A 23,164-nucleotide genomic window follows, 5' to 3' on the forward strand; every position below is an offset into this window, starting at 1 on the left:
CGGGCTGAAGTGTCACGCTCAAACGATGGATCCGCCCGACCGAACTGCCGGTACGCGGACCGTCTTCACCTTCTGCCGGTATTGCCTGGCCTCGTGCGGGATCGAGGTCAGCGTCGAGGACAACCGGGTGGTCAAGATCGCGGCCGACAAGCAGAATCCGCATAGTTGGCAGGACTTCTGCGCCAAGGGTCGCAACGCCGCCCAACTCGTCGAACACCCGCGCCGGATCCTCGCTCCGATGCGACGCGTGGGCGACCGATATGTGGCGGCCTCCTGGGACGAGGCCATCGCCGACATCGCGACCCGGATGACCGCGCTGATCGACGCCGACGGACCCGACGCCATCGGCGCGTACTACGGCAACCCCGCCGGATACTCGTCGTCGAATCTGATCTTCATGAACGGCTGGCTGGACGCCGTCGGCACCCAGAATCGCTACGCGGTGGGCTCGGTCGACCAGAATGCGCTGCACGTGGTGGCCGAGGCGATGTACGGCTCGTCGATCATGGTGCCGGTCTCCGATATCGACCACTGCGACTACTTCCTGCTCGTCGGCGCCAATCCCGCAGTGAGCGCGTGGAATTGGGTGGAAAGCGCCCCCGGCGGCTGGAAGCGCGCGCTGGCACGCCAACGGTCGGGCGCCAAGATCGTCGTCGTCGATCCGTTGCGCACCGAGTCCGCCGATAAGGCCGACGTCCATCTCGCCGTGCGTCCCGGCCAGGACTGGGCACTGCTGCTGGGCATGGTGAAGGTGATCCTGGAGGAGGATCTGCACCACTGCCTCGACTGCGCACGAATCACCAGCGGGTTGCCCGCGCTGCGGGCACTGGTGACTGAGGCAGACCTCGACGACCTGGCTCAACGCTGCGGCATACCGCGCATGCAGATCGAGTGCACGGCAAGGGAATTCGCGGGAGCCGCCGCGGCGATGGCGGTGACGCGCACCGGGATCTCGCTGCACGTGTCCGGCACCGTCGGTGAATGGCTGGGCCAGGTGCTCAACGTGATCACCGGGCGGATGGACCGGCCGGGTGGCCGGCGTTTCGAACCGGGTTACATCGACGCGTTGCAGCTGGCCGCCACCGCCAAACCCTCGGGGCACCGCAGTCGACTGGCCGGTCGCGCCATGGTGGCCGGGGCGCACGCGCTGAGCGAACTGCCGGCCGAGATCACCACCCCGGGGCCCGGGCAGATCCGCGCCCTGGTGATCAATTCGGGCAATCCGGTGGTCTCCGGTCCCGACGGTGCGGCGCTCGACCAGGCGCTGGCTCAACTCGACCTCTTGGTGGCGATCGACTTTGTGCAGCGCGAAAGTCACCGGCACGCGCACTGGTTACTGCCCGCGGTGCACTGGCTGGAGCGCGACGACCTGCTGGCGTTGACCAGCAATCTGCACGACGAGCCCTACGTGCAGTACGGCGTGCGTGCGGTCGATCCGCCCCCGGCCGCACGGGAGGAGTGGCGCGTCTTCGTCGACCTGGCGCTGGCCATGGACGTCCCCCTGTTCGGCGTCAAGGGCGTCAACGCGTTCGTCAAGACCAGCCGACGGCTGGCCCGCACCGTCCGACGGCCCACGCTGGCCTTCTCCCCGCACTGGATCAACCGGCTGATCGTCGCGATGTCGCGAAAGGTGAACGGCCGCAAGCTGAAATGGCGCGACTTGCTGGCTCACCCGCATGGCATGGTGCTCGGTCCGCGGGAGTACGGCCACTTCTCGGCTGCCTTGCGCACCGCCGACAACCGTGTCCAGGTGGCGCCACCGGAGTTCGTAACCCGCACCCGCGAGTTGCTGGCCAGTCCGCCACCCGAGGCGCCGTCCGACTACCCGTTCCAGCTGGGTAACCGCCGGCACCGGCACTCCATGAACTCGTTTCTCAACGACCTGCCCGGCCTGCATCCCGGCGGCAAGGGCAGCGCAGTGCTCATCCACCCGGCCGACGCGGCCGTCCTCGGTGTCCGCGACGGCGACCTGGTGCGGGTGTATTCGCCGGTCGGCGAGGTGCGGGCCACCGCGTCGCTGAGCGATCGGCCGCGGCGCGGCCTGATTGTGCTAGACCACGGCTGGGGTTCGCGGGTCTTCGACCCGCACGGCCGCGACGCGCCGCAATCATTCGGGGTGAACCGCAACCTGCTGATCGACGGCGAACCGGTCGATCCGCTTTCGCAGACCCCGGCGATGAGTTCTACCTACGTGGGCGTGGAACGCTGCGTCGGCGACATCCAGAACCACACGACGTTGGGCCGGCAACCGTCGGCACGGGTGCGCGATCCATGATCAACGACGGTGTCGCCCTGTCACGCTGCTAGTGTCGAGTCGGCACGCGCACGACGCGCGAATCGGTACGTCGGCGCGCGCCGCGGCGAGCCTGAGTTGCTGACCGACGATGACGGCTTCGTCGTTGCGCCCCAACCGTTTCAGGCATTCGTGGTAACCGTGCAGGCTCCACACGTTGCCGGGATGCTGACAACACCGGGCCAACGTCGGGTCGAAGCCCAGATCAGCGGCGTACACCGCGGCCGCCTCGGCCACGTGGTCCTGCTCCAACAGCAGTGCCCCATAGGCGTGCCGGGTGGGCTGCATCCAGCCCCACGGCTCGTCGTAGGGTAGTGCGTCATCGAGTTCGACGGCGCGTCTCAGGTGTGCGAAAGCCTCGTCGAAAGAGCCTGCCCGATAGGCGATTTCACCGTCAAGCATGGCGGCGGCCACCGCGAGGATGTCGCGGCTGGTGTTGTTGAACAAGTACCGCGTTTCCGGTATGCGCTGATACGCATCGGCGAAGGCCACGCGCGCCTTCTCGGCCTGTGCGATCTGGCCGGTGGCGGCCAGCGCGACACCGCGACCGTAGTGCACGGTTGCGGCGGTGGTGCAGTACAGCTGCGGGTCCGGCGGTAGCGGCTGCGCGGCCAACTCCGCCCAGCGACCGAATCGGACCAGGACATGAGTGCGCAGCGGCACGAATGCCTCCAGCCAGTCGGCCATCGGCGGGGACTGGATCGACAGCAGCTCGGGTGTCAGCTGCCCGGCGAGCTCGTCGGCGGCTTGCAGCGCGATGCGCGACTGTCCCTGGAACATCGCGGAATACACGATGAAGTGCAGATCGTGCGCACGGTACAACGAGTAGAAATTCAGCGGGCCCGCGCGGTCGAGGAAACGTCGATCCGCCTGCACCGCAGCACGGTTGGCGTCGATCGAACTGCCGTAGTCACCGCACAGCACGTCGATGTGGCTGGGCATGTGCTGCAGATGTCCGGCATCGGGCACCAGGCCGCGCAACGCGTCGGCGGCCGGCAGCGCCACCTCCGGCGTCGCCGACATCTCCATCGCGTGCAGATACAGGTGCAGGATGCCGGGGTGGGTACGGCCTGCCGGCTCGGCCATTGCCCGTTCGAGGATCGCTCGGGCCTCGACCACCCGCGAACCGGCGGCCGGCTCACCGGAAGCGGTGTCCCATAACGCCCATGCAGTGACGTTGAGCAGTGCGTCGGCGGCGAGGGCCTGCACGTCGAGGTCGTCGGGGTAGCTCGCGGCCAGCGCTGTCATCGCATCGGCGTACGCATCGAGAGCAGCGTCCAGCAGTGCGGTGTCCGCGTGGTCCTCGACGGGAAATCGGGTCCGCAGTGCGGCGATCAGGTCCTGCTCGACGGGGCTGCCGCGACCGGCGGCGGCCAGCGCAAGTTCAGCGCGGGCGCGGGCCAGCGAGGAGGTCAGATCGACGGGATCGAAAGCCGCCCAAGCTTTGTTGTAGTTGGGGCCCACCGCGTAGGCGATGCCCCACCGGGCGATGGCCAGATCCGGGTCTGCGTGCAGGGCGCGTTCGAAGCAGGCAATGGCCTCCTCATGGTTGAACGCGTAGGCCCACACCAGGCCACGATCGAACCAGAGCTGCGCGGACGGAGATGCGGTCTCGACCGGGCGGCGGTAGGAACCGAGGTCGTAGTACTGCTCGTCGGCGCTCACGTTCGCCCCAGCCGCTCCACGATGACGGCCCGCGCGGTGCGACCTTCGGGCGTCGGTGTCAGCGGGTAGACGTGCAGTAACCCGTCTTGTTCGTGGTAGTCGACGGATATGCCTGCGGCGGTGGCCTTGTCGACCAAAGCTCGGGCGTCGGGGTGCAGGATGTCGCGGGTGCCGCTGAAAATCGTCAGCGGTCCCAGTCCGCTGAGGTCGGCCGCCAGCGGACTGACCCGCGGATCATCCACCGGCAGCTCGCCACGCCACCGCTCAGCGAACACGTGCAGGGCATCGCGACGCAACCACGGGTCGTCGACCGAATCGATGAGCGGATTGGACAGTGACAGGTCGACCACCGGTGAGATCAGCACCGTCTGCGGGACGACGACATCGTGATCGTCACGCAGTGACAGCGCCGTCGACAACGCGATCTGCCCGCCCGCGGAGTCGCCGGCCAGCCCTACGCTCCGTCCCCGCGCAACACTCGTGCGCACCATGTCCACAATCACTGGTACCACGTCGCCGGCGGTGGCGAACGGCACCAGCGGGTAGATGGGAACGATCACTTCCGCCTCGGATTCGGCGGCGATCTGTGCGGCCAATCGCCAATGCTGGCTTGCGATTTCGTTCACCCAGGCGCCACCGTGCAGATAGACGACGGTCCGTTCGGGCGGGCCGGTCTTGCGCTTCTTGGGCGTCAGCGTGTAGATCGGCCAACCCGTCCCACGCTCGAACGCCAACGCCACATCGCGCCGCAACCGCGGCGGCGGACCGAAGAGCTGCCGGTGCTGGGCGCAGTGTTCGATATGCGCGTGCGCCGCCGCCACGCTCGCATAGGCGCGCGTCCGACCCGTCCAGCGAAGCAGCGCCGGCAGCGCCCGACTCCGCAGACTTGTCAACGGTTCATCCCTTCGCCCTCCGCCGGCAACGGCTGCCACTGCCCCGCTACCGAAGTCGTCCAGTGCGGGGCGCGGCGTCCCAGAAACGCCGCTACGCCCTCGCGGGAGTCCGCGCTGCCCATCACCCGGTGATGCAGGCGCGTTTCCAGGTCCGCCACCCGGCGGGGTGGATAGCCGTTGATCATGGTGTCCCACAGCAGTCGCTTGCTCAGCGCGGCCGACATCGGCGCCACATTGACGGCGATGTCATAGGCCACCGCCATGGCATTGTCGAGCACCTGTTCGCTCGGCAGCGCGCGTACGGCGAGTCCCATCGCCACCGCCTCGGCCCCGCCGAAGCTCCGTCCGGTCAGCAACAGATCCGCCGCCACTGCCCCACCCACCAGGTGCGGCAGTGTCCAGTGCGCCATGCAATCCGGTATGACGCCGCGACGTACCTGTGCCACAGCATATTTGGCGTCTTCGGCCACGATCCGGATGTCGGTCTGCAGCGCAATGGTGAGGCCGATTCCGATCGCGTGCCCGTTGACCGCAGCGATCACCGGGGTGCGCAGTTCGAAGGCGGCGGGGTCGGTCGGTGACGCGGTGAACGCCTGGCCGGACGGCGCGTTGAACGGATCTGCTTCGGCGGCGAAGTCGGCACCGGCGCAAAAGGCCTCCCCGGCCCCGGTCAGCACGATCGCGCGTACCGCGTCGTCGTCGTCGCACTGCCGGTACGCCTGGTTGAGCAATGCACCCATCTCCGCGGTATAGGCGTTGCGGCGTTCCGGTCGGTTCAGGGTCAGCAGCGCGACGCCGTCTGCGATTGCGACGGTGAGATCGGCGCCCATCTGCGCAAACCTACCCGGTGGCCACGCTATCGTGGCGCAACGGCCATCTTGACCGTGCGGCAACAGGAGAACCGATGAGAGAAGAAGGCACCCAGTGACTGTCCAGACTCTGGACACCGACTACCTGGTGATCGGTGCCGGAGCTATGGGAATGGCGTTCACCGACACGCTGATCAACGAGTCGCAGGCCCGCGTGGTCATCGTCGACAAAGCACACCAGCCGGGCGGGCACTGGACTACCGCGTATCCCTTCGTGCGCCTGCACCAGCCGTCGGCCTACTACGGGGTGAATTCAAGGACGTTGGGCAACAACACCATCGACGGTGTCGGGTGGAATCAGGGACTTAATGAGCTTGCCCCCGTTGGCGAAGTCTGCGCGTATTTCGATGCCGTGATGCAACAGCAGTTCCTGCCTACCGGGCGGGTCGAGTACTTCCCGATGAGCGAATATCTGGGCGACAACCGTTTCCGCACCCTGGCGGGTGTTGAGTACAGCGTCAACGTGACGCGGCGTGTCGTGGATGCCACCTACCTGCGCGCGGTGGTGCCATCCATGCGCCCGGCGCCCTACGCCGTGGCTCCGGGCATCGACTGTGTGCCGCCCAACGAGTTGCCCCGGTTCGGCGCCCGGGACCGGTACGTGATCGTCGGCGCCGGCAAGACCGGCATGGACGTCTGTTTGTGGCTGCTGCGGCACGGTATCGGCGCCGAGCGGCTGACCTGGATCAAGCCCCGCGACTCCTGGCTGATGGACCGGGCCACGCTGCAACCGGGACCGTCGTTCATCAAGCAGTTCCGGGACAACTACGGCGCACAACTGGAAGCGATCGAGGCCGCGACATCGATCGAGGATCTGTTCGACAGGCTGGAGGCGGCCGGTACCCTGCTGCGACTCGACGCTGCGGTACGCCCGCGGATGTACCGCTGCGCGACGGTGTCGCAGCCGGAGTTCGAGCAACTCCGCCGGATCGAGGACGTGGTCAGGCTGGGGCACGTCCAACGCATCGAGCCGACCGAAATCGTGCTGGACCAGGGTTCCGTCACCTCGACACCGTCGACGCTCTACATCGACTGCACGGCCGACGGTGCGCCCGAGCGGCCCGCCACCGCGGTTTTCGACGGCAGTCAGGTGACGCTGCAGGCGGTGCGCGGGTGCCAGCAGGTGTTCAGTGCCGCGTTCACCGCCCATGTCGAGGTCGCCTACGCCGAGGATGCGGTGAAAAACGAGCTGTGCGAACCGATTCCGCATCCGGACCGCGATGTGGACTGGCTGCGTCTGACCCGTTCCGATCTGCGTAATTTCGCCCGCTGGCTCGACGATCCGGACCTGACCGATTGGCTGAGTGCCGCGCGACTGAATCTGCTCGCCGAGCTGCTGCCGCCGTTGTCGCACAAGCCACGGGTACGCGATCGGGTGGTGTCGATGTTCCAGTCGAAACTCAACACGGCCGCTGAGCAGTTGGAGAAGCTGCTCAGCGATGCCTAGCGGAGCAGCCGTGCCCGACAACGCCGAGCTGGACGCACCGCTGGTCGACGTGCCCGAACAGGGATACGTGTATCGCACCGGCTGGCGGCTGGGCACATCCGACATCGACGAGCACCGCAGGCTGCGTCTGGACGGCGTCGCGCGCTACATCCAGGAGGTCGGTGCCGAGCATCTCGCCGATGCGCAGCTGGCCGAAGTCCACCCGCACTGGATCGTGCTGCGCACGGTGATCGACGTGTTCGAGCCCTTCGAGATACCCAGCGACATCACCTTCCGCCGGTGGTGTGCGGGACTCTCCAGCAGATGGTGCGACATGCGGGTGCAGCTGCTGGGCGCCGAGCGCGGTCGCATCGAGACCACGGGCTTCTGGATCTGCATGAACAAGGACACTCTGACCCCCTCGCGGCTCAGCGACGGCGCCGTTCAGCGGTTCGGCAGCACCACAGATGAGCACCGACTCAAGTGGCGGCCGTGGCTCACCGCACCGATCGAGGATGCGCGGGAAGTCCCGTTTCCGTTGCGCCGCACCGACATCGACCTCTTCGAGCACGTCAACAACACAGTCTACTGGCACGGCGTACACGAAATACTCGGCCGCGTACCCGAACTGGAGCAGCGACCTTACCGCGCGGTGCTCGAATACCGCCGCCCCATCAAGTACGGCGAGAACTTGATCATCCGCTGGCAGCCCAGCGGCGACACCGTGCGCATGCATTTCACCGTGGGTGACGACGTGCGCGCAGCGGCTCTGGTGCGCAGAATCTAGTCGCCGCCGAAGCACTTCAGCTGTGCCGCGCGATCGTTGGCTGCGTGCCGTTGCGGCAACCCCAGACGCGTACTCTCGCGCTAATGCACGACGACAAAGCGCGCGACCTGGCAGTGGACTACTACCGCGTGTCCGGTGTGGTCCTCATCGTGCTGGGGCACTGGCTCGCCGCGGCGATCACCTACCACGACGGCCAGTTCGGTCGGCAGAATCCACTTCTCGACCTGCCCTGGACGCAATGGCTGACCTGGATCTTCCAGGCGGTCCCGGTGTTCTTCCTGGTGGCCGGTTACGCCGGCGCGGTGTCCTGGAAACACCGTTACGACGGGGACAGCATGTCGCGTCAGGTGTGGCTGCGGCGTCGGCTGGCGCGCGTCCTCGGACCGACCGCCGTGTACGTCGCGCTGGTGTCCACCGCGGTGGCGATCCTGGATTACACCGGTGTCGCCGGGGCGGTGCTGGAGTACGCCGGCTGGGCGGTGGCCATGCACCTGTGGTTCCTCGCGGTCTACGTGGTGGTGGTGTCGCTGACGCCGATTGCGATTGCCGCCCAGCGACGTTGCGGCCTGTGGGCCCCGGCCATCCTGGGCGTAGCGGTGGTGCTCGTCGACGTGATCTCGCTCGCCGGGCAGGTGTCCTGGCTGGGCTGGCTGAATTACCTGCTGTGCTGGGCCGCGCTGTACCAGCTCGGAATAGCTTGGCGTGCCAGGTCATTGAGCGGCCGCCGCGCGATACTGCTGGCCGTCGGGTCGGCGGTGGCGCTGATGTTGCTGATCTGGCCCGGCCCGTACCCGGTGAGCATGATCGGCGTTCCGGGTCAGGCCATCCAGAACACCACACCCCCATCGATGGCGATGCTGGCGTTCGGGTGCATGCAGGCCGGGATCGCGGTGGCGGTGGCGCCGGCGCTGAACCGCGTGCTGGGGGGACGGTTCGTACACCGCGCCCTGGCGGTGGCCAACACCAACGTGATGGCCCTGTACCTGTGGCACATGCTGCCCGTGGTGATCGTGGCGGTCATCGCCTACCCGGCGGGGTTGTTGCCCCAGCCGCCTGAAGGAACCGCCGGGTGGTGGTTGGCGCGGCTGGAATGGTGGGCCGTGCTCGGCCTGGTCACCGCCCTAGAGCTGCTCGTGTTGTGGTGGGGCCGGCAGGTTTTCGCCGCGCCGTTGCCCAGCTTCGGGCTGCCGGTCGCGCCACGGTGGACCGAAGCGACGATGTTCACCGGCACCGCGGCCGCGGCGTACGCCCTGGCGTTCCTGGCCGCCTTGGGCTTTGCACCCGACGGCCATCTCCCCGGGCTGACCGTGCTCGTATTCGCCTGCGGGTTGACCCTGGTCGCGTTGTGTCCGGCGACGGCGAGTCGCGCGGCCGTGCCTCAGGATTCAGGTCTGCAGAACGAGTCTGCCGGCGACCGCTGACAGCTCGATCGCCGACCGGCGCGGGGTGGCGTCCCTATGCGGTGGCCGCGGTGGTGCGATCTGCTGAGCCGAGTCGCGCCAACTCCGGATAGGCCGGTCGGTGCGGCAGTACCGCCAATACCGGGAACGTGTCGGTTGCCGGCACTCCTGTGGGGTAGCCGGCCCGCAAGAAATTCACGAACTTCGCGACGGCGTCGATTACAACCATGTTCTTCACTTTCGTGGCCCGGAGAGGCCAGTGATTTCCCGCCAATCCGTGGGTCGAAACAACCCGGGCGCGTCTACAACGTCGCCAAGTGGGTAACCGCGACCACAATGCGAACGAGGGAGGGCCGTCGATGGCTGCCACGGAAGTAGGCGATTATCTGCTGCAGCGTCTGCGGGAATGGGGTGTCACCAAGGTCTTCGGCTACCCCGGTGACGGCATCAACGGTCTGCTCGCGGCCTGGGGGCGCGCCAAGAACGATCCGGCTTTCATCCAGGCCCGACATGAGGAGATGGCCGCGTTCGAGGCGGTCGGGTACGCGAAATTCGGTGGTGGGCTGGGGGTGTGCGCGGCCACCTCCGGGCCCGGCGCGATCCACCTGCTCAACGGCCTCTACGACGCGAAGCTCGACCGGGTGCCGGTGCTGGCCATCGTCGGTCAGACCAACCGCTCGGCGATCGGGGGTTCTTATCAGCAAGAGGTTGACTTGATGAGCCTCTTCAAGGACGTTGCCAGTGATTACGTGCAGATGGTCACGGTGCCCGAGCAATTGCCCAACGTGCTGGACCGCGCTATCCGTACCGCCCTGACCCGCCGGACGCCGACCGCGCTGATCATTCCCGCCGACGTGCAGGAGCTCGAGTATTCGGCGCCGACCCACGAGTTCAAGATGGTGCCGTCCAGTCTGGGATTCGAGCAACCCGTGGTCGAACCGTCGCACGAGGGCCTGCGGCAAGCTGCCGACGTGTTGAACGCGGGCGAGCGGGTGGCGATGTTGATCGGTTGCGGTGCACGCGATGCGGTGGCAGAGGTCACCGAGCTCGCCGACGTGCTGGGCGCCGGGGTTGCTAAGGCACTGCTGGGCAAGGACGTACTTTCCGACGAATTGCCTTGGGTGACTGGGGCGATCGGCCTGCTGGGCACCCGCCCGAGCTATGAGATGATGCGGGACTGCGACACCCTGATCACCATCGGGTCGAGCTTCCCCTACTCGCAGTTCCTGCCGGAGTACGGCAAAGCGCGTGGCGTGCAGATCGACATCGATCCGACGTTGATCGGAATGCGCTATCCCAACGAGGTGAACCTGGTCGGTGACGCCGCCGCCACGGTCCGCGCGCTGTTGCCGCTGCTGCGACGCAAATCCGACCGGACCTGGCGGGACACGATCGAGCGCAATGTGGCGCGGTGGTGGGAAACCATGGCGATGGAAGCCGATGTCGCCGCCGATCCGATCAACCCGATGCGGCTGTTCGCCGAGCTGTCCCCGCTGCTGCCCGACGATGCGATCGTCACCGCGGACTCCGGCTCCGCAGCGAATTGGTATGCGCGCCAACTGAAGTTGCGCGGCACGATGCGTGGATCGTTGTCCGGCACACTAGCCACCATGGGCCCGGCGGTCCCCTACGCCATCGGTGCAAAATTCTGTCAGCCGGACCGGCCGGTGATTGCGTTCGCCGGCGACGGCGCCATGCAGATGAACGGGATGGGCGAACTGATCACGATCGCGCACTACTGGCGCCAGTGGCAGGACCCGCGACTGGTGATCGCGGTGCTGCACAACAACGACCTGAACCAGGTGACCTGGGAGATGCGCGCCATGGGCGGCGCGCCGAAGTTCCCGGAATCCCAGACACTTCCCGACGTCGACTATGCCGGCTTCGCCGCGAGTCTGGGGTTGGGCCATGCCACCCTGACCGATCCGGAGCAGATTTCCGCCGCTTGGGATAGGGCGCTGCACTCCGACCGCCCTACCGTACTGGACGTGCACTGCGACCCGGACATCCCGCCGGTGCCGCCGCACGCGACCTTCGAGCAGATGAAGAGCGCCGCCGGCGCGGTGTTGCGCGGCGACGAGGACGCCATCGGCATCATCAAAGAAGGCATCAAGATCAAAGCACAGGAGTTCCTGCCACACCGGAGCACTCGGAAACAGTGACGCGTATATTCCGCTCAGGCAGAGAGTAATTCGCGCAGACGCGCGCCTGGCCGACACCGCCTGGTCAGGCCCGCACGGAGCGCGTGGACCTGCGGTCCTGCGACGCGTTGCACGCGTGGGTGACACAGGCCACAGGTTTGATACCTCCGGCACGCGGAAACACCCCTTGATGCAGGGGAAGAAATCGGACAGACAAGTGCGGGAGAGCACGCGGTCCGGAACCTGTTGACCGAGCGCAATCGACGATCAGCGCGAAGTCGCCATGCACGCAAGTGAGCAACAGGAGGAATACATGGCCGAGAAGAGTGGACCCCAAGAGGCCGTCGAGGGTGTCGTCGAGGGCGTAAAGGGCAAGGCGAAGGAAGTCATCGGCGCCGTCACCGGCCGCGACGACGTCAAGCGTGAAGGCCAGGCTCAGCAGGACAAAGCCGACGCCCAGCGCGACGCCGCGAAGAAAGAGGCCGAGGCCGAAGCCGCCCGCGGTGGTGCCGAGGCTGCAGAGCAGCGCCAGAAGGCCAACCAGTAGTTTTCTCTTACGGGAATGGGCCCAGTCCACGACTGGGCCCATTCTCGTATGATCATTCCCGGGACCGCTAGGACCGGCGTGTGCCGAGCCGTCCTATCGGAGTGTCGTCGAGATGTTCCAGCAGCTCGGCAGCATTCTCGAAAACTGCTATCGCACCGGCATTTTCAAGCTCGCCTCGGGACACACCCCCGCTGAGTACGCCGATGATCGGCACTTCGGCGCGTACGCACGCCTCGGCATCCCAGACGGCGTCTCCGACGAAGACAGCGCGTTCGGCGGTAACGCCGGCCTTGTCGAGTGCCACGTTGACAATGTCGGGTTTGGGTTTGGCGGTGTCGACATCATCTGCGGAGGTGACTGCGGCGACCACGTCGTCGCAGTCGAGCACCTCGCGGAGTAGCGACAGCTCGTCCGGCGGCGCTGACGTCGCCAGAACCACTTGCAAGCCCAGGTCAGCCACCCGTTGTAGCAGTTCGCGGGCCCCCGGTAGTGGCTGCAGCAGTGATGCAGACTCTTTGTAGTACTGAGAGTGGAGATCCTTCAATTTCGACTGCACATCATCTGACTCGCCCTCGGAGAACGACTTCACCAGAGTCGTGCCGTCCATCCCGATGGACCGGTGCACGCGCCACATCTCGGCATCGACGCCGAGTTCGGCGAAAGCCCGCTGCCAGGCTTGTACATGCAGGTAGTTGGAGTCCACCAGGGTGCCGTCGATATCGAACAGGACGGCGGGATTTGCCTGATTCTCGTTGCTGGACAAGGTGATCAGAAGATGATCGCGATGGCGGCGAAGTCGATGAGTAGCAACGCGAGTCCGGCCAGCGGAACCAGGTGGCCACGCCGGCGGAATGCGGTGAAGAAGGAGACGACGACCGTCAGCGCGGCCACCACCGGCGCGCCGTAGAACAGCACGCCGTACAGCAGTCCGCTGGGTCCCAGATTCGGGCAGTGCGCCGCGCTGCAGGCGGCCACGCTCATTGCCGCACCGACCGCGAAGATCATGATCAGAGCCGCCGCGGGCACGGTCAGCAACGCCAGCACCCAGTTCACCAACCCGCGACGCGAACGGTTGCCGTCCGACGGAGAAACGGGCGGGTCAGCGACGTGGTGGGTCGCCTCGCGTTGTTGCAGACTCATGGGCGCTCCTTGGTGGGTCACATTTTTCGACTACCCAGGCTGGTTGGACCGAAACCTGCGCGCTCAGACCCGGCACGCCAGCTCGGCCGCCCGACGCAGCCGGCGCCGCCATCGTCCGGCGGCCTCACCGGCGCGAAGTGGCGCGGCGATTCGCCTTCTTGATCGCTTCCACCAGTTCGGCTTTCGTCATCCGGGACCGGCCGGGCACGTCGAGACGACGGGCGATATCGAGCAGGTGCTTCTTGCTGGCGTTGGCGTCCACACCCTCGTCTGAGGGCAGCGGGTTGTCGAGCCCCCCGCGCTCGGCGCGGTCGTCGGACGGACCCCGTTGATCTTTGGCTTCCCAATGGTCGCCGACCTTTTCGTAGCTGTGCTTGACCGCGGCGTAGGCGACCCGGTGGGCTCGCTCAGCGCTGTCGTACTGTTCGGCGGCCGCGTCGTGGGCCTTGGCGAAGGTGCGCTGCGCCTTCGCGCTCGACCGGCGCAACGTCGCGGGCAGTTCGTCTTTCTTCGCCGCGCCGCCCTTGGTGGTCTTCGGCATCTCAGCGCTCCAAATCTGTTCCGGCTCAAGAACTCTCAGCACGCTGCTGGGCGGCAGCGTAGCCAAGCTGCAGAAAATCGGCTCCCGCCAGCGCGGTGAACGTGCCGGCCATCAGGCGGGTGAACCTGGGCGCAAACACCAGACCGAACGCGAAGCCGGTGGCGACCCACATGTCGAGGCAGAACGGGCAGGTCAGCAATTCGCCCATGGTGTGCCGAAAAGTGCTGTCGTGCCGCGCTTCTTCTTTCACCTCAGCCGGGCCTGCGGCGCCCTGGTAGCGGGTGAACGGCGCCCGGAGCGGGCTCGTCACCGCGTCTTTGGCGATTGTCCTGGACAGCTTGTGGGTACCGATCGTCACCAGCACCAGGTCTTGCGGATGCCAACGCTTCGGCAACCCCCGGCCAGTCACCCTGGCCGCCACCGTCGCCACGCTCACCACCAGGCAGTACAGCGCCATCGATGCGACGTACCCGGCCATCGGCCGGGATTCGGCGCCACGATAGGCATCGGCTTCCTGGCGCACCTTGTCGACGACGGCAACGCCTGCCTCGGTTATCTCAGCCATTTCGCTCCCTTTGACGCTTCCGCCGCGTCACCCATTCCAGTCATGAACCGTACGACGGATAGTTGTGCTGCTTCAGGATCCGCGCCAGATGAACTGCATTGCGCGCCGCTGCTGCGGTGGCCGACGCCACCGCTTCGGGCACCTCGTCGAGATCGTTGTAATCGACGGTTTCCATCGCGCGACCGTTCCAATAGGTGCTGGCCTGCGCCGGCAAGCTGAAGCCAATGTCGTTGAGCCCCTGGAACACATCGGCGATGACCTTGTGGGCCCCGTCCTCGTTGCCGACCACGCTGACCAGCGCCACTTTGCCGACCATCGCCGGCGTCCCGTCGTCGTCAGTATTGGACAGTTCGGCGTCGAGCCGCTCCAGCACGCGTTGCGTGATGCTTGACGGATGCCCCAGCCAGACCGGTGTGCTGATGAGCAGGATGTCGGCGGCCAGAATTTTTTTGCGGATGTCCGGCCACTCGTCACCGTCGCCCATGTCGCTTTCGACACCGGGTGCGATGTTGTGGTCGACACAACGAATGAGCTCACATTCGACCCCGGCACCGCCCAATTCCGTGCTGACATGTTCGGCGATGAGTTCGCTGCTCGAGGCCGCCGGACTGGGTTTGAGGCTGCATACCAGACCCAGGGCGCGCAGCGGCGGCAAGGAGTCAGTCACCCTGGGCAGATACCCGCTAGTCGGGTGGCAAAACGCGATGAGTTGCCATCGTCGCCACCGGGTAACCGGCCGGGATGGATCAGTCGCAGGCGCCGTTGCTCGAAGCGCTGAATGATTACCACCGCTACCACCGCTACGGCTTCACCCCGCCGGGCCACCGGCAGGGCGCCGGCGCCGACGACCGGGTGTTGGCGATCATGGGCAAAGACCCGTTCCGCAACGACGTCCTGGCCAGCGGCGGCCTCGACGATCGGCTGAGCCGCGGGAAATACCTCAGCCGCGCAGAAGAATTGATGGCCGATGCGGTGGGTGCCGACTCGGCGTTCTTCTCGACGTGCGGCAGTTCACTGTCGGTGAAGGCGGCGATGCTGGCGGTGGCCGGGGGTGCCGACGGTGGCTTGCTGGTGGCCCGGGACAGTCACAAGTCGATCGTTGCGGGCCTGATCTTCTCCGGTGTCCGGCCGCAGTGGATCGCGCCGCGGTGGGACAGCGACCACCACTTGTCCCATCCGCCGTCGCCGGAACAGGTGCGGGAAGCCTGGGACCAGCATCCTGATGCCGCCGGCGCGCTGATCGTCAGCCCCAGTCCGTACGGCACCTGTGCCGACATCGCCGGTATCGCCGAGGTCTGCCACAGCCGCGGCAAGCCGCTGATCGTTGACGAGGCGTGGGGGGCTCATCTGCCGTTTCACGAGGACCTGCCGACCTGGGCGATGGACGCCGGTGCCGACGTCTGTGTGGTCAGCGTGCACAAGATGGGAGCGGGATTCGAACAGGGGTCGGTCTTTCATGTGCAGGGCGACCTGGTGGACGCCAAACATCTGTCGGCCTGCGCCGACCTGCTGATGACCACCAGCCCGAATGTGATGGTCTACGCCGCCCTGGACGGCTGGCGCCGCCAGATGGTGGAGCACGGCCATGAGTTGTTGAGCGCGGAGCTCGAACTGGCCCGGGTGTTGCGGACCAGGCTGTCGGAAATTGCCGACCTCGCTGTGCTCCAGGACGAGTTGCTGGGCAAGGAGGCGTCCCACGACCTGGACACCACCCAGGTGCTGATGGACGTGTCCGCAACTCGGACATCGGGATATCAGGCCGCCGACTGGCTGCGGGAAAACTGCCACCTCGACGTCGGGATGAGCGATCACCGTCGGATTCTGGCCACCATGTCTTTTGCCGACGACCACCGGACCGTTGCGCGACTTGTGCAGGCGATGACCCAATGGCGCAGCGCCGCAGCTGATTTCGACGAACCGCCGCAGATTCGGCTGCCCGCACCGGACGAGCTGCAGCTGGAGTCGGTCCACCTGCCGCGCGACGCATTCTTCGGCCCGGCCGAGATGGTACCGGCGGCCAGAGCGGCCGGGCGGATCGCCGCCGAGCAGATCACCCCTTACCCGCCGGGCATTCCGGCGGTCGTGCCCGGCGAACGTCTCAACGAAGCCGTTGTCGACTACCTGCGTTCGGGCGCCGCGGCCGGCATGAACCTGCCTGATGCCACCGATTCAAGCGCCAAGGAGTTCCGTGTGGTCGCCTGAGCGCTCTACTCGGTGCCGCCCAACGTGCGGTTGGCCGACCGCAAGTCCGTGTTGGCGGCAGTCAATTCGGCGTTGTGGTCCTCCAGACTCAGGATCCGCGCAATACCGGCCAGATTGACACCGGCCTCGACCAGCGCACTGATCCGCTTGAGTCGGGCCAGGTCCGCGCCGCTGTACCGACGGGTTCCGCCCTCGCTGCGGGCGGGCGTGACCAGCCCATACCGCTCGTAGAGGCGCAGCGACTGCACGGCGATACCGGACAGTTCCGCGGCGACCGATATCCCGTATACACCGTGATCGGGTGCCGGTACGTCGACACGATCGGCCATTCACAATCCCCCTCACATGCGCCACAGAAAACCTGTTTACCATACTTGCGAACAACTATCGAGAGTGTTATAAAAAATCTATGCCAGTTGGCATAGATAGTGAAGTCGCTCAGAGCAGACAGGAGTAAGGAGTGACCGCCATGCTGATGCGTACTGACCCGTTCCGTGAACTGGACCGATTCGCCCAGCAGGTGCTAGGAACAGCGGCGCGACCAGCAGTGATGCCGATGGACGCCTGGCGCGAGGGTGAGGAGTTCGTCGTCGAGTTCGACCTTCCCGGCGTCAGCGCCGACTCGCTCGACATCGACATCGAACGCAACGTGGTGACCGTGCGTGCGGAACGTCCCAGCCTCGACCCCGACCGCGAAATGCTCGCCACCGAGCGGCCGCGCGGAGTTTTCAGCCGCCAACTGGTCCTTGGTGACAACCTCGACACCGAAAAGATCGAGGCCTCCTACGACGGAGGTGTGCTGCGGCTGCGCATTCCGGTCGCCGAGCGGGCAAAACCGCGCAAGATTTCCGTCGGTCTCCGCAATGGCCACAAGTCGATCGCCGAGGAGAACAGCCGGGAGGTGATAAACGCCTGATTACGCACTGGTTCGGGCCGTGGCCGGCGCTACGGCCGCGCCCGCACCGCGTCAAGCGGCACCGGCCGGTGCAGCTGTGCAACTGAATCTAGGGAAGGCGGCGTCCGCGATGTCCAGAGATCTCGAGGGTCCGACGACACCACCGGGACAGGCCGCGTCCGAGGGGGCGTCCCAGCGACAGGGTTCGTTTCGGTTCTTCATCGCCGACCAGCGCTGGGAATGGTCAGACCAACTGCAGCTGATGCACGGCTACCAACCGGGCAGCATCAAACCCACCACCGAACTGGTGCTGTCGCACAAACATCCCGACGATCGCGACAAGGTCGCCGCAGCCATCGCGGACACGGTGAAAACCGGCAGAGCGTGGCGCACGCGTCACCGCATCATCGACGCCACCGGACAGGTGCACCACGTCGTCGTGGTGAGCGACCAGCTCCTCGACGATCACGGAGAGGTGATCGGCACCCATGGCTTCTATGTCGACGTCTCCCCCATCGCCGGCCGGGCGCAAGAAGCACTGGTCACCGCGAAGTTGGCGGAGATCGCCGAGAACCGCGCCGCCATCGAACAAGCCAAAGGCATGTTGATGCTGATCTACGGCATCGACGACGATGCGGCGTTCGATCTACTGAAGTGGCTGTCCCAGGAATCCAACATCAAGCTGCGGGCGCTGGCCGAACAGATCGTCAGGGACTTCCGCACCGTAACGCCCGCAGTTGCCCCGAAGAATGACTTCGACCAGCTGCTGCTGACCGCACACCGGCGGGTCGGCCGCACCACTACCTGAGGTTTCAGCCCTTCAGTTCGATGCGCCCTCGGTGTCGTCGAAGAACGACCATTCTCCGTCTGCGTTGACCTCCAGACGCCAGCCCAGCTCGGAGTTGTCGGCGACCTGGTCGACGAACCAGGCGTGGGCATCTTCGGCGCTTTCGATCTCCTTGGTCGCGACGACTTCACCGTGCGGGTCCATAACTCTGAATTCAGCCATGCCACAGGGGTTCCCACGGGGCCGGGTTTCAACCCGGGTGATCACCGGGCGACGATCACCGGCATCCGCGCTGAGTGCACCACCGCGTTGCTCACCGAACCCAGCAACGCCCCGGCGATGGCACCTCGCCCGTGACTGCCCACGACGACGAGTTGAGCCGATTCCGATCGCGCGACGAGTTGGTGGGCCGGACGATCGGACACCACGACCGGGGAAACGGTGACGTCTGGATACCGCTCCCGCCAACCGGCCAGCCGTTCGGCCAGACTGAGCTCGGCTTCAACCTTGACCTGCGACCAGTCCAGTCCCGGCAGCTCGATCACTTCCCGGTCGCTCCAGGCGTGCAGCGCGATGAGTTCGACGCCCCGGCGCGAGGCCTGGTCGAAAGCCAGCGCGGTCGCCGCTTCCGATGCCGGCGACCCGTCGATACCCAGCAGCACCGGCGCACCGAGCGGATTGGGCATCAGCGGATCTTCGTCGTGGATGACAGCGACCGGGCACTTGGCGTGCCGCACCACGCTGGAACTGACCGAACCGAGCAACAACCGGGCCACGGCTCCCCGACCAGACGATCCCACCACCAAAAGATTTGCGTGTGTTGAGATTTCGATCATCGTGGCCACCGGGGTGGCAAAGATCAGTTCGCTGTTGACGGTCAGCTTGCGGTCCGGTGGGACGGATTTCTCGGCGAGCTGGACCGCCTCGGCGACGATCTTGCGTCCGCCGTCTTCCTGCCAGACCGTCCAGGTATCCGGGTAGGGCATCGGCGGCCAGGTCGACACGTCGGTGTTGACCACGTGCACGACGGTCAACGGGATGTTCTTGAGGGCCGCATCGCGGGCCGCCCATACGACAGCCGCGTTCGATGCAGGCGAACCGTCGGCGCCGACCACGACCCCGTCGGCCTTGATGTTCCCGGCTGCCGTCATCTCGCGGCCCTCCGATCAGGTGTTGTTGGCCGGCATGGCTGCGATCAGTGGCGTGTCGACACCCACCCGACCCACCACCGCGCTACCGCCTGGTGATCCGAGCGCGGCGCTGCGACCGGGCAGGATCTGGCGGAAGAACGCCGCGTTGTCGTCGAGGTGGATCAACTCGTCCTCCGGAAGATCGCCTTCCCAATAGATGGCATCCACCCGGCAGGCCGGCTTACAGGCTCCGCAGTCGACACACTCGTCGGGATTGATGTACATCGTTCGGGCGCCTTCATAGATGCAGTCAACGGGGCATTCCTGCACGCAGGACTTCTCGGCCACGTCCAGGCATTCCTTGCCGATTACATAGGTCATGGTGTCACGGTATGCGGCAACCGTCAGCCCCCGCGCCTATCCAAGGCCCTCAACGAGAAGGACCAAAGACCCCTTTTCAGGAGGGGACCACAACCACTGGCACCCGCGCGGCGTGCGCGACCCTCGAACTGACCGAGCCCAGCAGCATCCCGGTGAATCCGCCGCGGCCGCGGCTTCCGACGACGACCAACTGGGCCCGCTCGGCCGCATCCAGCAGCCACTTCGCGGGCGTGTCGCAGACCAGCGATCGCTGCACGTGGACGTCGGGATACCGCTCCTGCCAGCCGGCCAATCGTTCGGCGAGCACCTGTTGTCCCTCGCCCTCGCGCTCGTGCCAATCCATGCCCAGCGCCGGGAAGACCCCGACATCGCTCCACGCGTGCAGCGCGACCAGGTCGACGCCGCGGCGGGAGGCTTCGTCGAACGCGAACGCCGTCGCGGCCTCCGACGCCGGCGAACCGTCGATACCCACCAGCACGGGTGCGTGCGGGTCCGGGGCAACGATGCCGTCGCCGCACCGAATGACCGCGACCGGGCAATGCGCGTGCTGGAGCAGCGCCGCCGTGACCGAACCCAGCAGCATCCGGCCCAACGCACCCATCCCCTGGCTGCCCACCACCACCAGCTGGGCCTGTTCGGATGCTTCGATCAGCGACGGAACCGCGTTGGCGTAGACCACCTCCACGTGGACTTCGGGCGGTTCGGTCCCGGTTTCGGACACTGTCTTGCGAGCGTGCGCGACGACCTCGTCGGCGTTGTCCTTCTGCCACGCCGGCATCTCGGTATAGAGCTGACCCACCGGCCAGCCGACGACGACGGGTGCGACCGCGTGCAGCAGGGTGAGCTGCACATCGCGCAGGGCGGCTTCGCGGGTCGCCCATGCCAGGGCCGCGTCGGACTCGGCCGAACCGTCGACCGCGACCAGGATCCCGTATTTCGCCACAAGGCCCGATACTACGAGACCCCTGCCGCCGGGCGTTGGGCCTGGGCTGACGTTGAGACTCGGGTTCTAGCGGCCGTCGCGAAGCAGTGTGTCGATGATGCCCAGCACGTCGGTGTCGCTCAGGTGCTGACCGTCCGAGACGATTCTGAGCAGCGCCTTGAGGTCCAGCATCTGCTGCAGATAGACCAGGCACGGTGGGCAGTCGGCCAGATGCCTGGCCACGATCGCGTCCCACTGGCGCGGGTCGGAGTCGACCAGGTCGTCGACGAGCCGGACGAGTTCGACGCAGTCGATGGCGGGCACGGAGTCGTCGTAGACGGTCATCGTTGATACCGCCTTTCCAGTTCGTTGCGAAGGTTCCCTCGGGCGCGATACAGCAGCGCGCGCTGCGCGTCGGCCGACAGTTCCAGGATCTCGGCGGCTTCCTCCGACGACGTGCCGACCAGGTCGCGCAGGATGATCAGCTGGCGCTGCCGCACCGGCAGCGTGTCCAGTGCCGCCCGCACGAATCCGACGAGTTCGCGTTGCACGGTCCGGTCTTCCGGCAGGAACCGTCTCGACGGCGGCAGGCTCCAGTGCCCGGCGTCGGGGTGACCCGCCGGGTGCATCCGGCCCGACAGCGGATCGTCGTCCTCGGAGAGCACCTCGTGTTCGCGGATCCGGGTTTCCCGACGACGGTGCCGCAACGCGGTGTGCTTGACGATTCCGAACAACCAGGTGGCGATCGAGGAGCGGCCCTCGAACGACTCCGCTGACCTGAGCACCTGGATCCAGGCCTCCTGCACCACCTCTTCGGCCATCGCGGGTGAACTGACCATCGTGCAGGCGAACTTCACCATCGGCCGGTGATAGTCGCGTACCAGGCCGGCCAGCGAGAATCCGCCGACCGAGTGCTCGCTCAGCGCCATCTCAAGGGCAGCGGCCCAGTTCCCAGCGCAACTGAGCCTCCGACGGCGACTGCACCGGGATGAACGCGGCCTCCCGGTAGCGGCGGCTGGCGGGCGTCCTGCTCGCGTAGCCTTTGCCGCCGGCAGTGCGGACCTCCAAAGCTGCTCCGGCACTGGCCATTTGGGCAGAATCGAGGCGCAATTTCAGCAGTTCCCTCTTGCCGGGCGCCCGTTCTCCCCCGACCGCATCGGCCATTTCGGTCAGCCGCGTCTCTGCTGCAACGAGCTGGTGACCCAGCGTGTCGACCTCGTCGGTGTATACCGCATTCACCCCGGACAACCCCGACCTGGCTTGGGCCACAGCGGTTTTCGCCAAACCGATGCACATGGCGGACTGCAGCACCAGGAAGGTCGGCCGCACCGCGGCAAGGAACTCCTCGAAATCGGTGGACAACACCTGTTCGGCGGGGACGTGCACGTCGGACAAGTTGAGATACGACGACGCCGTGCTGTCCATCGCCAGCAACGTGAACCGGTCTCCTACCGTGACACCTGCGGTCCGCAGCGGCAGCGCAACGATCAGTTGCTCGCCTCGGTCGGTACGTGCCGCGGTCACCAGCAGCGAGTCCTCGTACAAGTTCGACGCCCACCGGATCGGACCGCTCACCCGGTAGCCGCCGTCGACCGCTGTGGCGGTGAGTTCGAGGTTGCCGCACCCGGCCGACTCCTTGAAGGCGGCGGCCATGCCGGTCACCCCCAGTGCGGTGCCGGCCAGCAGCGGCTGCACCGCTGCGAGGCTGAATGGCGTTGCCGCCGTAAGCAGGTACTCCACCGTCATGCGGTTGGCCCACACCGAGAACCCGGTGCTCATGCACTCCCCGGAGATCGCCTTGATCACCTCGGCCATCCGGCCCAGCTTGCCGTCCGCATTGCCCGGTGCTCCCGCCCCGAGCAGACCCGCGGCACCCAGGCCGGCGAAGCTGCGGCGCGCAGTGTCCGCACCGCGGTCCAATGCGTCGGCCCGGGCACGGATGTCTGCCAACAGATCGGGGTCGAGCAGGCCGGTCGTGGCGTCGATCGTGGTTGTCACTCTGTCTGCCTAGCCGATCGAAAGTTCCGAGTCGACAGTTACGGGACGCCTGAATGTATTCACCACGGGCGACCAGGCGATGGCGTTGTCGTGGATCTCTTGCAGCGTTGCATCGTCGGCGTCGCCGGCCAATGTCACCGTGCAGCGCACGTCGGTGATGCCCAGCACTTTGCCGTCCGGAGTGTCACCGACGCCCCACACGGCGGAGATGTCGATGTCGCCCTCCATCTCGACCTCGATCTTGGTCAGGGTCACCCCGCGGTGGGTGGCATTGGCCAGCAATCCGACCGAGATGCACGAGCCGAGCGCCGCCAGGCAGGCCTCGGACGGGTTGGGCGCCGAATCGTCGCCCAGCAGCGCCGGCGGTTCGCCGACCAGCATCGGCGCCAGATCGCGCACGTAGGTCATGTTGCGGAACCCGGACTCGCAGACCGTCTTGGCTTTCAGGGTCTTTCGGCCCGTGCTGGGGTCGGCCTTGGCGTTGCACGACAGGCGGTCCAGACCTTGAGCATCGATGACGAGCGCGTTGGTCATGACGTCCTCCACTTCTGCAGGCGATGTGCTGTTCGAAGCGTTAGTGCC

Annotated in this window: 27 protein-coding genes; 9 read left to right on the forward strand and 18 right to left on the reverse strand. The window is 66.4% G+C overall.

Annotated features, from left to right (window positions below; all coding sequences use genetic code 11):
* Positions 1-25: 25 nt before the first annotated feature.
* Entirely contained in the window at positions 26-2,275 is a 2,250-nt protein-coding gene (locus AC5Y3Z_RS20930; protein WP_463824335.1) for a molybdopterin-containing oxidoreductase family protein, read from the forward strand.
* Here the strand turns inward: AC5Y3Z_RS20930 and AC5Y3Z_RS20935 are convergent, their stop codons facing one another.
* From AC5Y3Z_RS20935 to AC5Y3Z_RS20945, 3 genes are read right to left on the reverse strand one after another with little or no spacing between them, the layout of a single operon-like run.
* Positions 2,276-3,958: a tetratricopeptide repeat protein gene (locus AC5Y3Z_RS20935; protein ID WP_463824336.1), complete on the reverse strand. Its 1,683-nt coding sequence runs from the start codon at positions 3,956-3,958 to the stop codon at positions 2,276-2,278.
* Entirely contained in the window at positions 3,955-4,851 is an 897-nt protein-coding gene (locus AC5Y3Z_RS20940; RefSeq protein ID WP_463824337.1) for an alpha/beta hydrolase, read from the reverse strand. The genes AC5Y3Z_RS20935 and AC5Y3Z_RS20940 overlap by 4 nt, the downstream gene beginning before the upstream one ends.
* The gene (locus AC5Y3Z_RS20945) at positions 4,848-5,681 is read right to left on the reverse strand and encodes an enoyl-CoA hydratase-related protein (protein WP_463824338.1); all 834 of its coding nucleotides are present in this window, start codon (positions 5,679-5,681) and stop codon (positions 4,848-4,850) included. The genes AC5Y3Z_RS20940 and AC5Y3Z_RS20945 overlap by 4 nt, the downstream gene beginning before the upstream one ends.
* Positions 5,682-5,775: 94 nt before the next feature.
* Here AC5Y3Z_RS20945 and AC5Y3Z_RS20950 point away from each other — a divergent pair, with 94 nt between their 5' ends.
* From AC5Y3Z_RS20950 to AC5Y3Z_RS20960, 3 genes are all read left to right on the forward strand, one after another.
* On the forward strand, positions 5,776-7,167 hold the full coding sequence (locus tag AC5Y3Z_RS20950) for an NAD(P)-binding protein (protein ID WP_463824339.1): 1,392 nt from the start codon (positions 5,776-5,778) through the stop codon (positions 7,165-7,167).
* On the forward strand, positions 7,160-7,933 hold the full coding sequence (locus AC5Y3Z_RS20955; protein ID WP_463824340.1) for an acyl-[acyl-carrier-protein] thioesterase: 774 nt from the start codon (positions 7,160-7,162) through the stop codon (positions 7,931-7,933). The genes AC5Y3Z_RS20950 and AC5Y3Z_RS20955 overlap by 8 nt, the downstream gene beginning before the upstream one ends.
* A gap of 83 nt (positions 7,934-8,016) precedes the next feature.
* Positions 8,017-9,354, forward strand: coding sequence for an acyltransferase family protein (locus tag AC5Y3Z_RS20960; protein WP_463824341.1), 1,338 nt, complete (start codon positions 8,017-8,019; stop codon positions 9,352-9,354).
* Positions 9,355-9,388: 34 nt separating this feature from the next.
* Here the strand turns inward: AC5Y3Z_RS20960 and AC5Y3Z_RS20965 are convergent, their stop codons facing one another.
* Positions 9,389-9,562 (reverse strand): DUF3349 domain-containing protein, encoded by a 174-nt coding sequence (locus AC5Y3Z_RS20965; protein WP_463824342.1) that lies wholly within the window; start codon positions 9,560-9,562, stop codon positions 9,389-9,391.
* Positions 9,563-9,692: 130 nt separating this feature from the next.
* Here AC5Y3Z_RS20965 and AC5Y3Z_RS20970 point away from each other — a divergent pair, with 130 nt between their 5' ends.
* Together AC5Y3Z_RS20970 and mbp1 are read left to right on the forward strand one after the other, a co-directional pair.
* Positions 9,693-11,495, forward strand: coding sequence for a thiamine pyrophosphate-requiring protein (locus tag AC5Y3Z_RS20970; protein WP_463824343.1), 1,803 nt, complete (start codon positions 9,693-9,695; stop codon positions 11,493-11,495).
* A 292-nt stretch (positions 11,496-11,787) separates the two neighbouring features.
* Positions 11,788-12,021, forward strand: a complete 234-nt coding sequence (gene mbp1, locus AC5Y3Z_RS20975; protein ID WP_463824344.1) for a microaggregate-binding protein 1 — start codon at positions 11,788-11,790, stop codon at positions 12,019-12,021.
* Positions 12,022-12,088: 67 nt separating this feature from the next.
* Here mbp1 and AC5Y3Z_RS20980 read toward each other — a convergent pair whose 3' ends face one another.
* The 5 genes from AC5Y3Z_RS20980 to AC5Y3Z_RS21000 form a co-directional block, all read right to left on the reverse strand.
* Positions 12,089-12,784 (reverse strand): HAD family hydrolase, encoded by a 696-nt coding sequence (locus AC5Y3Z_RS20980; protein WP_463824345.1) that lies wholly within the window; start codon positions 12,782-12,784, stop codon positions 12,089-12,091.
* 5 nt (positions 12,785-12,789) lie between these two features.
* Positions 12,790-13,161, reverse strand: a complete 372-nt coding sequence (locus AC5Y3Z_RS20985; protein WP_463824346.1) for a hypothetical protein — start codon at positions 13,159-13,161, stop codon at positions 12,790-12,792.
* Positions 13,162-13,285: 124 nt separating this feature from the next.
* Positions 13,286-13,702, reverse strand: coding sequence for a ChaB family protein (locus tag AC5Y3Z_RS20990; protein ID WP_463824347.1), 417 nt, complete (start codon positions 13,700-13,702; stop codon positions 13,286-13,288).
* 25 nt (positions 13,703-13,727) lie between these two features.
* Positions 13,728-14,267, reverse strand: a complete 540-nt coding sequence (locus AC5Y3Z_RS20995) for a DUF1360 domain-containing protein (protein ID WP_463824348.1) — start codon at positions 14,265-14,267, stop codon at positions 13,728-13,730.
* 40 nt (positions 14,268-14,307) lie between these two features.
* Positions 14,308-14,934, reverse strand: coding sequence for a flavodoxin family protein (locus tag AC5Y3Z_RS21000; protein WP_463824349.1), 627 nt, complete (start codon positions 14,932-14,934; stop codon positions 14,308-14,310).
* 74 nt (positions 14,935-15,008) lie between these two features.
* On the opposite strand from AC5Y3Z_RS21000, the gene AC5Y3Z_RS21005 reads away from it, so the two are divergent.
* Positions 15,009-16,469 (forward strand): aminotransferase class I/II-fold pyridoxal phosphate-dependent enzyme, encoded by a 1,461-nt coding sequence (locus AC5Y3Z_RS21005; protein WP_463824350.1) that lies wholly within the window; start codon positions 15,009-15,011, stop codon positions 16,467-16,469.
* 5 nt (positions 16,470-16,474) lie between these two features.
* On the opposite strand, the gene AC5Y3Z_RS21010 is transcribed toward AC5Y3Z_RS21005, so the two are convergent.
* A complete protein-coding gene (locus tag AC5Y3Z_RS21010) occupies positions 16,475-16,798 on the reverse strand; it encodes a MerR family transcriptional regulator (RefSeq protein ID WP_463824351.1) in 324 nt (107 codons plus the stop codon).
* A gap of 140 nt (positions 16,799-16,938) precedes the next feature.
* On the opposite strand from AC5Y3Z_RS21010, the gene AC5Y3Z_RS21015 reads away from it, so the two are divergent.
* Positions 16,939-17,385, forward strand: coding sequence for an Hsp20/alpha crystallin family protein (locus AC5Y3Z_RS21015; protein ID WP_463824905.1), 447 nt, complete (start codon positions 16,939-16,941; stop codon positions 17,383-17,385).
* Positions 17,386-17,494: 109 nt separating this feature from the next.
* A complete protein-coding gene (locus AC5Y3Z_RS21020) occupies positions 17,495-18,172 on the forward strand; it encodes a PAS and ANTAR domain-containing protein (RefSeq protein WP_463824352.1) in 678 nt (225 codons plus the stop codon).
* 12 nt (positions 18,173-18,184) lie between these two features.
* Here the strand turns inward: AC5Y3Z_RS21020 and AC5Y3Z_RS21025 are convergent, their stop codons facing one another.
* The 8 genes from AC5Y3Z_RS21025 to AC5Y3Z_RS21060 all read right to left on the reverse strand — a co-directional run bounded on the left by AC5Y3Z_RS21025 (position 18,185) and on the right by AC5Y3Z_RS21060 (position 23,116).
* A complete protein-coding gene (locus AC5Y3Z_RS21025) occupies positions 18,185-18,373 on the reverse strand; it encodes a hypothetical protein (RefSeq protein ID WP_463824353.1) in 189 nt (62 codons plus the stop codon).
* Positions 18,374-18,414: 41 nt separating this feature from the next.
* Entirely contained in the window at positions 18,415-19,302 is an 888-nt protein-coding gene (locus AC5Y3Z_RS21030; protein ID WP_463824354.1) for a universal stress protein, read from the reverse strand.
* Between the two features lie 15 nt (positions 19,303-19,317).
* A complete protein-coding gene (gene fdxA / locus AC5Y3Z_RS21035; protein ID WP_463824355.1) occupies positions 19,318-19,662 on the reverse strand; it encodes a ferredoxin in 345 nt (114 codons plus the stop codon).
* 76 nt (positions 19,663-19,738) lie between these two features.
* On the reverse strand, positions 19,739-20,605 hold the full coding sequence (locus AC5Y3Z_RS21040) for a universal stress protein (RefSeq protein ID WP_463824356.1): 867 nt from the start codon (positions 20,603-20,605) through the stop codon (positions 19,739-19,741).
* A gap of 66 nt (positions 20,606-20,671) precedes the next feature.
* The gene (locus AC5Y3Z_RS21045) at positions 20,672-20,929 is read right to left on the reverse strand and encodes a hypothetical protein (RefSeq protein WP_463824357.1); all 258 of its coding nucleotides are present in this window, start codon (positions 20,927-20,929) and stop codon (positions 20,672-20,674) included.
* A complete protein-coding gene (locus tag AC5Y3Z_RS21050; RefSeq protein ID WP_463824358.1) occupies positions 20,926-21,513 on the reverse strand; it encodes an RNA polymerase sigma factor in 588 nt (195 codons plus the stop codon). Before AC5Y3Z_RS21050 ends, AC5Y3Z_RS21045 begins: the two co-directional genes overlap by 4 nt.
* Before the next feature lies 1 nt (position 21,514).
* The gene (locus AC5Y3Z_RS21055) at positions 21,515-22,582 is read right to left on the reverse strand and encodes an acyl-CoA dehydrogenase family protein (protein WP_463824359.1); all 1,068 of its coding nucleotides are present in this window, start codon (positions 22,580-22,582) and stop codon (positions 21,515-21,517) included.
* Between the two features lie 9 nt (positions 22,583-22,591).
* Positions 22,592-23,116 (reverse strand): OsmC family protein, encoded by a 525-nt coding sequence (locus AC5Y3Z_RS21060; protein WP_463824360.1) that lies wholly within the window; start codon positions 23,114-23,116, stop codon positions 22,592-22,594.
* Between the last annotated feature and the right edge of the window lie 48 nt (positions 23,117-23,164).

This window comes from Mycobacterium sp. NGS61 (assembly GCF_059812325.1).

What these genes read in the sequence shown, in the direction of transcription:
- AC5Y3Z_RS20930 (WP_463824335.1), top strand. Translation starts at nt 26, where the DNA reads ATGGATCCGCCCGACCGAACTGCCGGTACGCGGACCGTCTTCACCTTC.
- AC5Y3Z_RS20945 (WP_463824338.1), bottom strand. Translation starts at nt 5,681, where the DNA reads ATGGGCGCCGATCTCACCGTCGCAATCGCAGACGGCGTCGCGCTGCTG.
- AC5Y3Z_RS20955 (WP_463824340.1), top strand. Translation starts at nt 7,160, where the DNA reads ATGCCTAGCGGAGCAGCCGTGCCCGACAACGCCGAGCTGGACGCACCG.
- AC5Y3Z_RS20960 (WP_463824341.1), top strand. Translation starts at nt 8,017, where the DNA reads ATGCACGACGACAAAGCGCGCGACCTGGCAGTGGACTACTACCGCGTG.
- AC5Y3Z_RS20965 (WP_463824342.1), bottom strand. Translation starts at nt 9,562, where the DNA reads ATGGTTGTAATCGACGCCGTCGCGAAGTTCGTGAATTTCTTGCGGGCC.
- AC5Y3Z_RS20970 (WP_463824343.1), top strand. Translation starts at nt 9,693, where the DNA reads ATGGCTGCCACGGAAGTAGGCGATTATCTGCTGCAGCGTCTGCGGGAA.
- mbp1 (WP_463824344.1), top strand. Translation starts at nt 11,788, where the DNA reads ATGGCCGAGAAGAGTGGACCCCAAGAGGCCGTCGAGGGTGTCGTCGAG.
- AC5Y3Z_RS20985 (WP_463824346.1), bottom strand. Translation starts at nt 13,161, where the DNA reads ATGAGTCTGCAACAACGCGAGGCGACCCACCACGTCGCTGACCCGCCC.
- AC5Y3Z_RS20990 (WP_463824347.1), bottom strand. Translation starts at nt 13,702, where the DNA reads ATGCCGAAGACCACCAAGGGCGGCGCGGCGAAGAAAGACGAACTGCCC.
- AC5Y3Z_RS20995 (WP_463824348.1), bottom strand. Translation starts at nt 14,267, where the DNA reads ATGGCTGAGATAACCGAGGCAGGCGTTGCCGTCGTCGACAAGGTGCGC.
- AC5Y3Z_RS21005 (WP_463824350.1), top strand. Translation starts at nt 15,009, where the DNA reads ATGGATCAGTCGCAGGCGCCGTTGCTCGAAGCGCTGAATGATTACCAC.
- AC5Y3Z_RS21010 (WP_463824351.1), bottom strand. Translation starts at nt 16,798, where the DNA reads ATGGCCGATCGTGTCGACGTACCGGCACCCGATCACGGTGTATACGGG.
- AC5Y3Z_RS21015 (WP_463824905.1), top strand. Translation starts at nt 16,939, where the DNA reads ATGCTGATGCGTACTGACCCGTTCCGTGAACTGGACCGATTCGCCCAG.
- AC5Y3Z_RS21020 (WP_463824352.1), top strand. Translation starts at nt 17,495, where the DNA reads ATGTCCAGAGATCTCGAGGGTCCGACGACACCACCGGGACAGGCCGCG.
- AC5Y3Z_RS21025 (WP_463824353.1), bottom strand. Translation starts at nt 18,373, where the DNA reads ATGGCTGAATTCAGAGTTATGGACCCGCACGGTGAAGTCGTCGCGACC.
- AC5Y3Z_RS21030 (WP_463824354.1), bottom strand. Translation starts at nt 19,302, where the DNA reads ATGACGGCAGCCGGGAACATCAAGGCCGACGGGGTCGTGGTCGGCGCC.
- fdxA (WP_463824355.1), bottom strand. Translation starts at nt 19,662, where the DNA reads ATGACCTATGTAATCGGCAAGGAATGCCTGGACGTGGCCGAGAAGTCC.
- AC5Y3Z_RS21045 (WP_463824357.1), bottom strand. Translation starts at nt 20,929, where the DNA reads ATGACCGTCTACGACGACTCCGTGCCCGCCATCGACTGCGTCGAACTC.
- AC5Y3Z_RS21050 (WP_463824358.1), bottom strand. Translation starts at nt 21,513, where the DNA reads ATGGCGCTGAGCGAGCACTCGGTCGGCGGATTCTCGCTGGCCGGCCTG.
- AC5Y3Z_RS21060 (WP_463824360.1), bottom strand. Translation starts at nt 23,116, where the DNA reads ATGACCAACGCGCTCGTCATCGATGCTCAAGGTCTGGACCGCCTGTCG.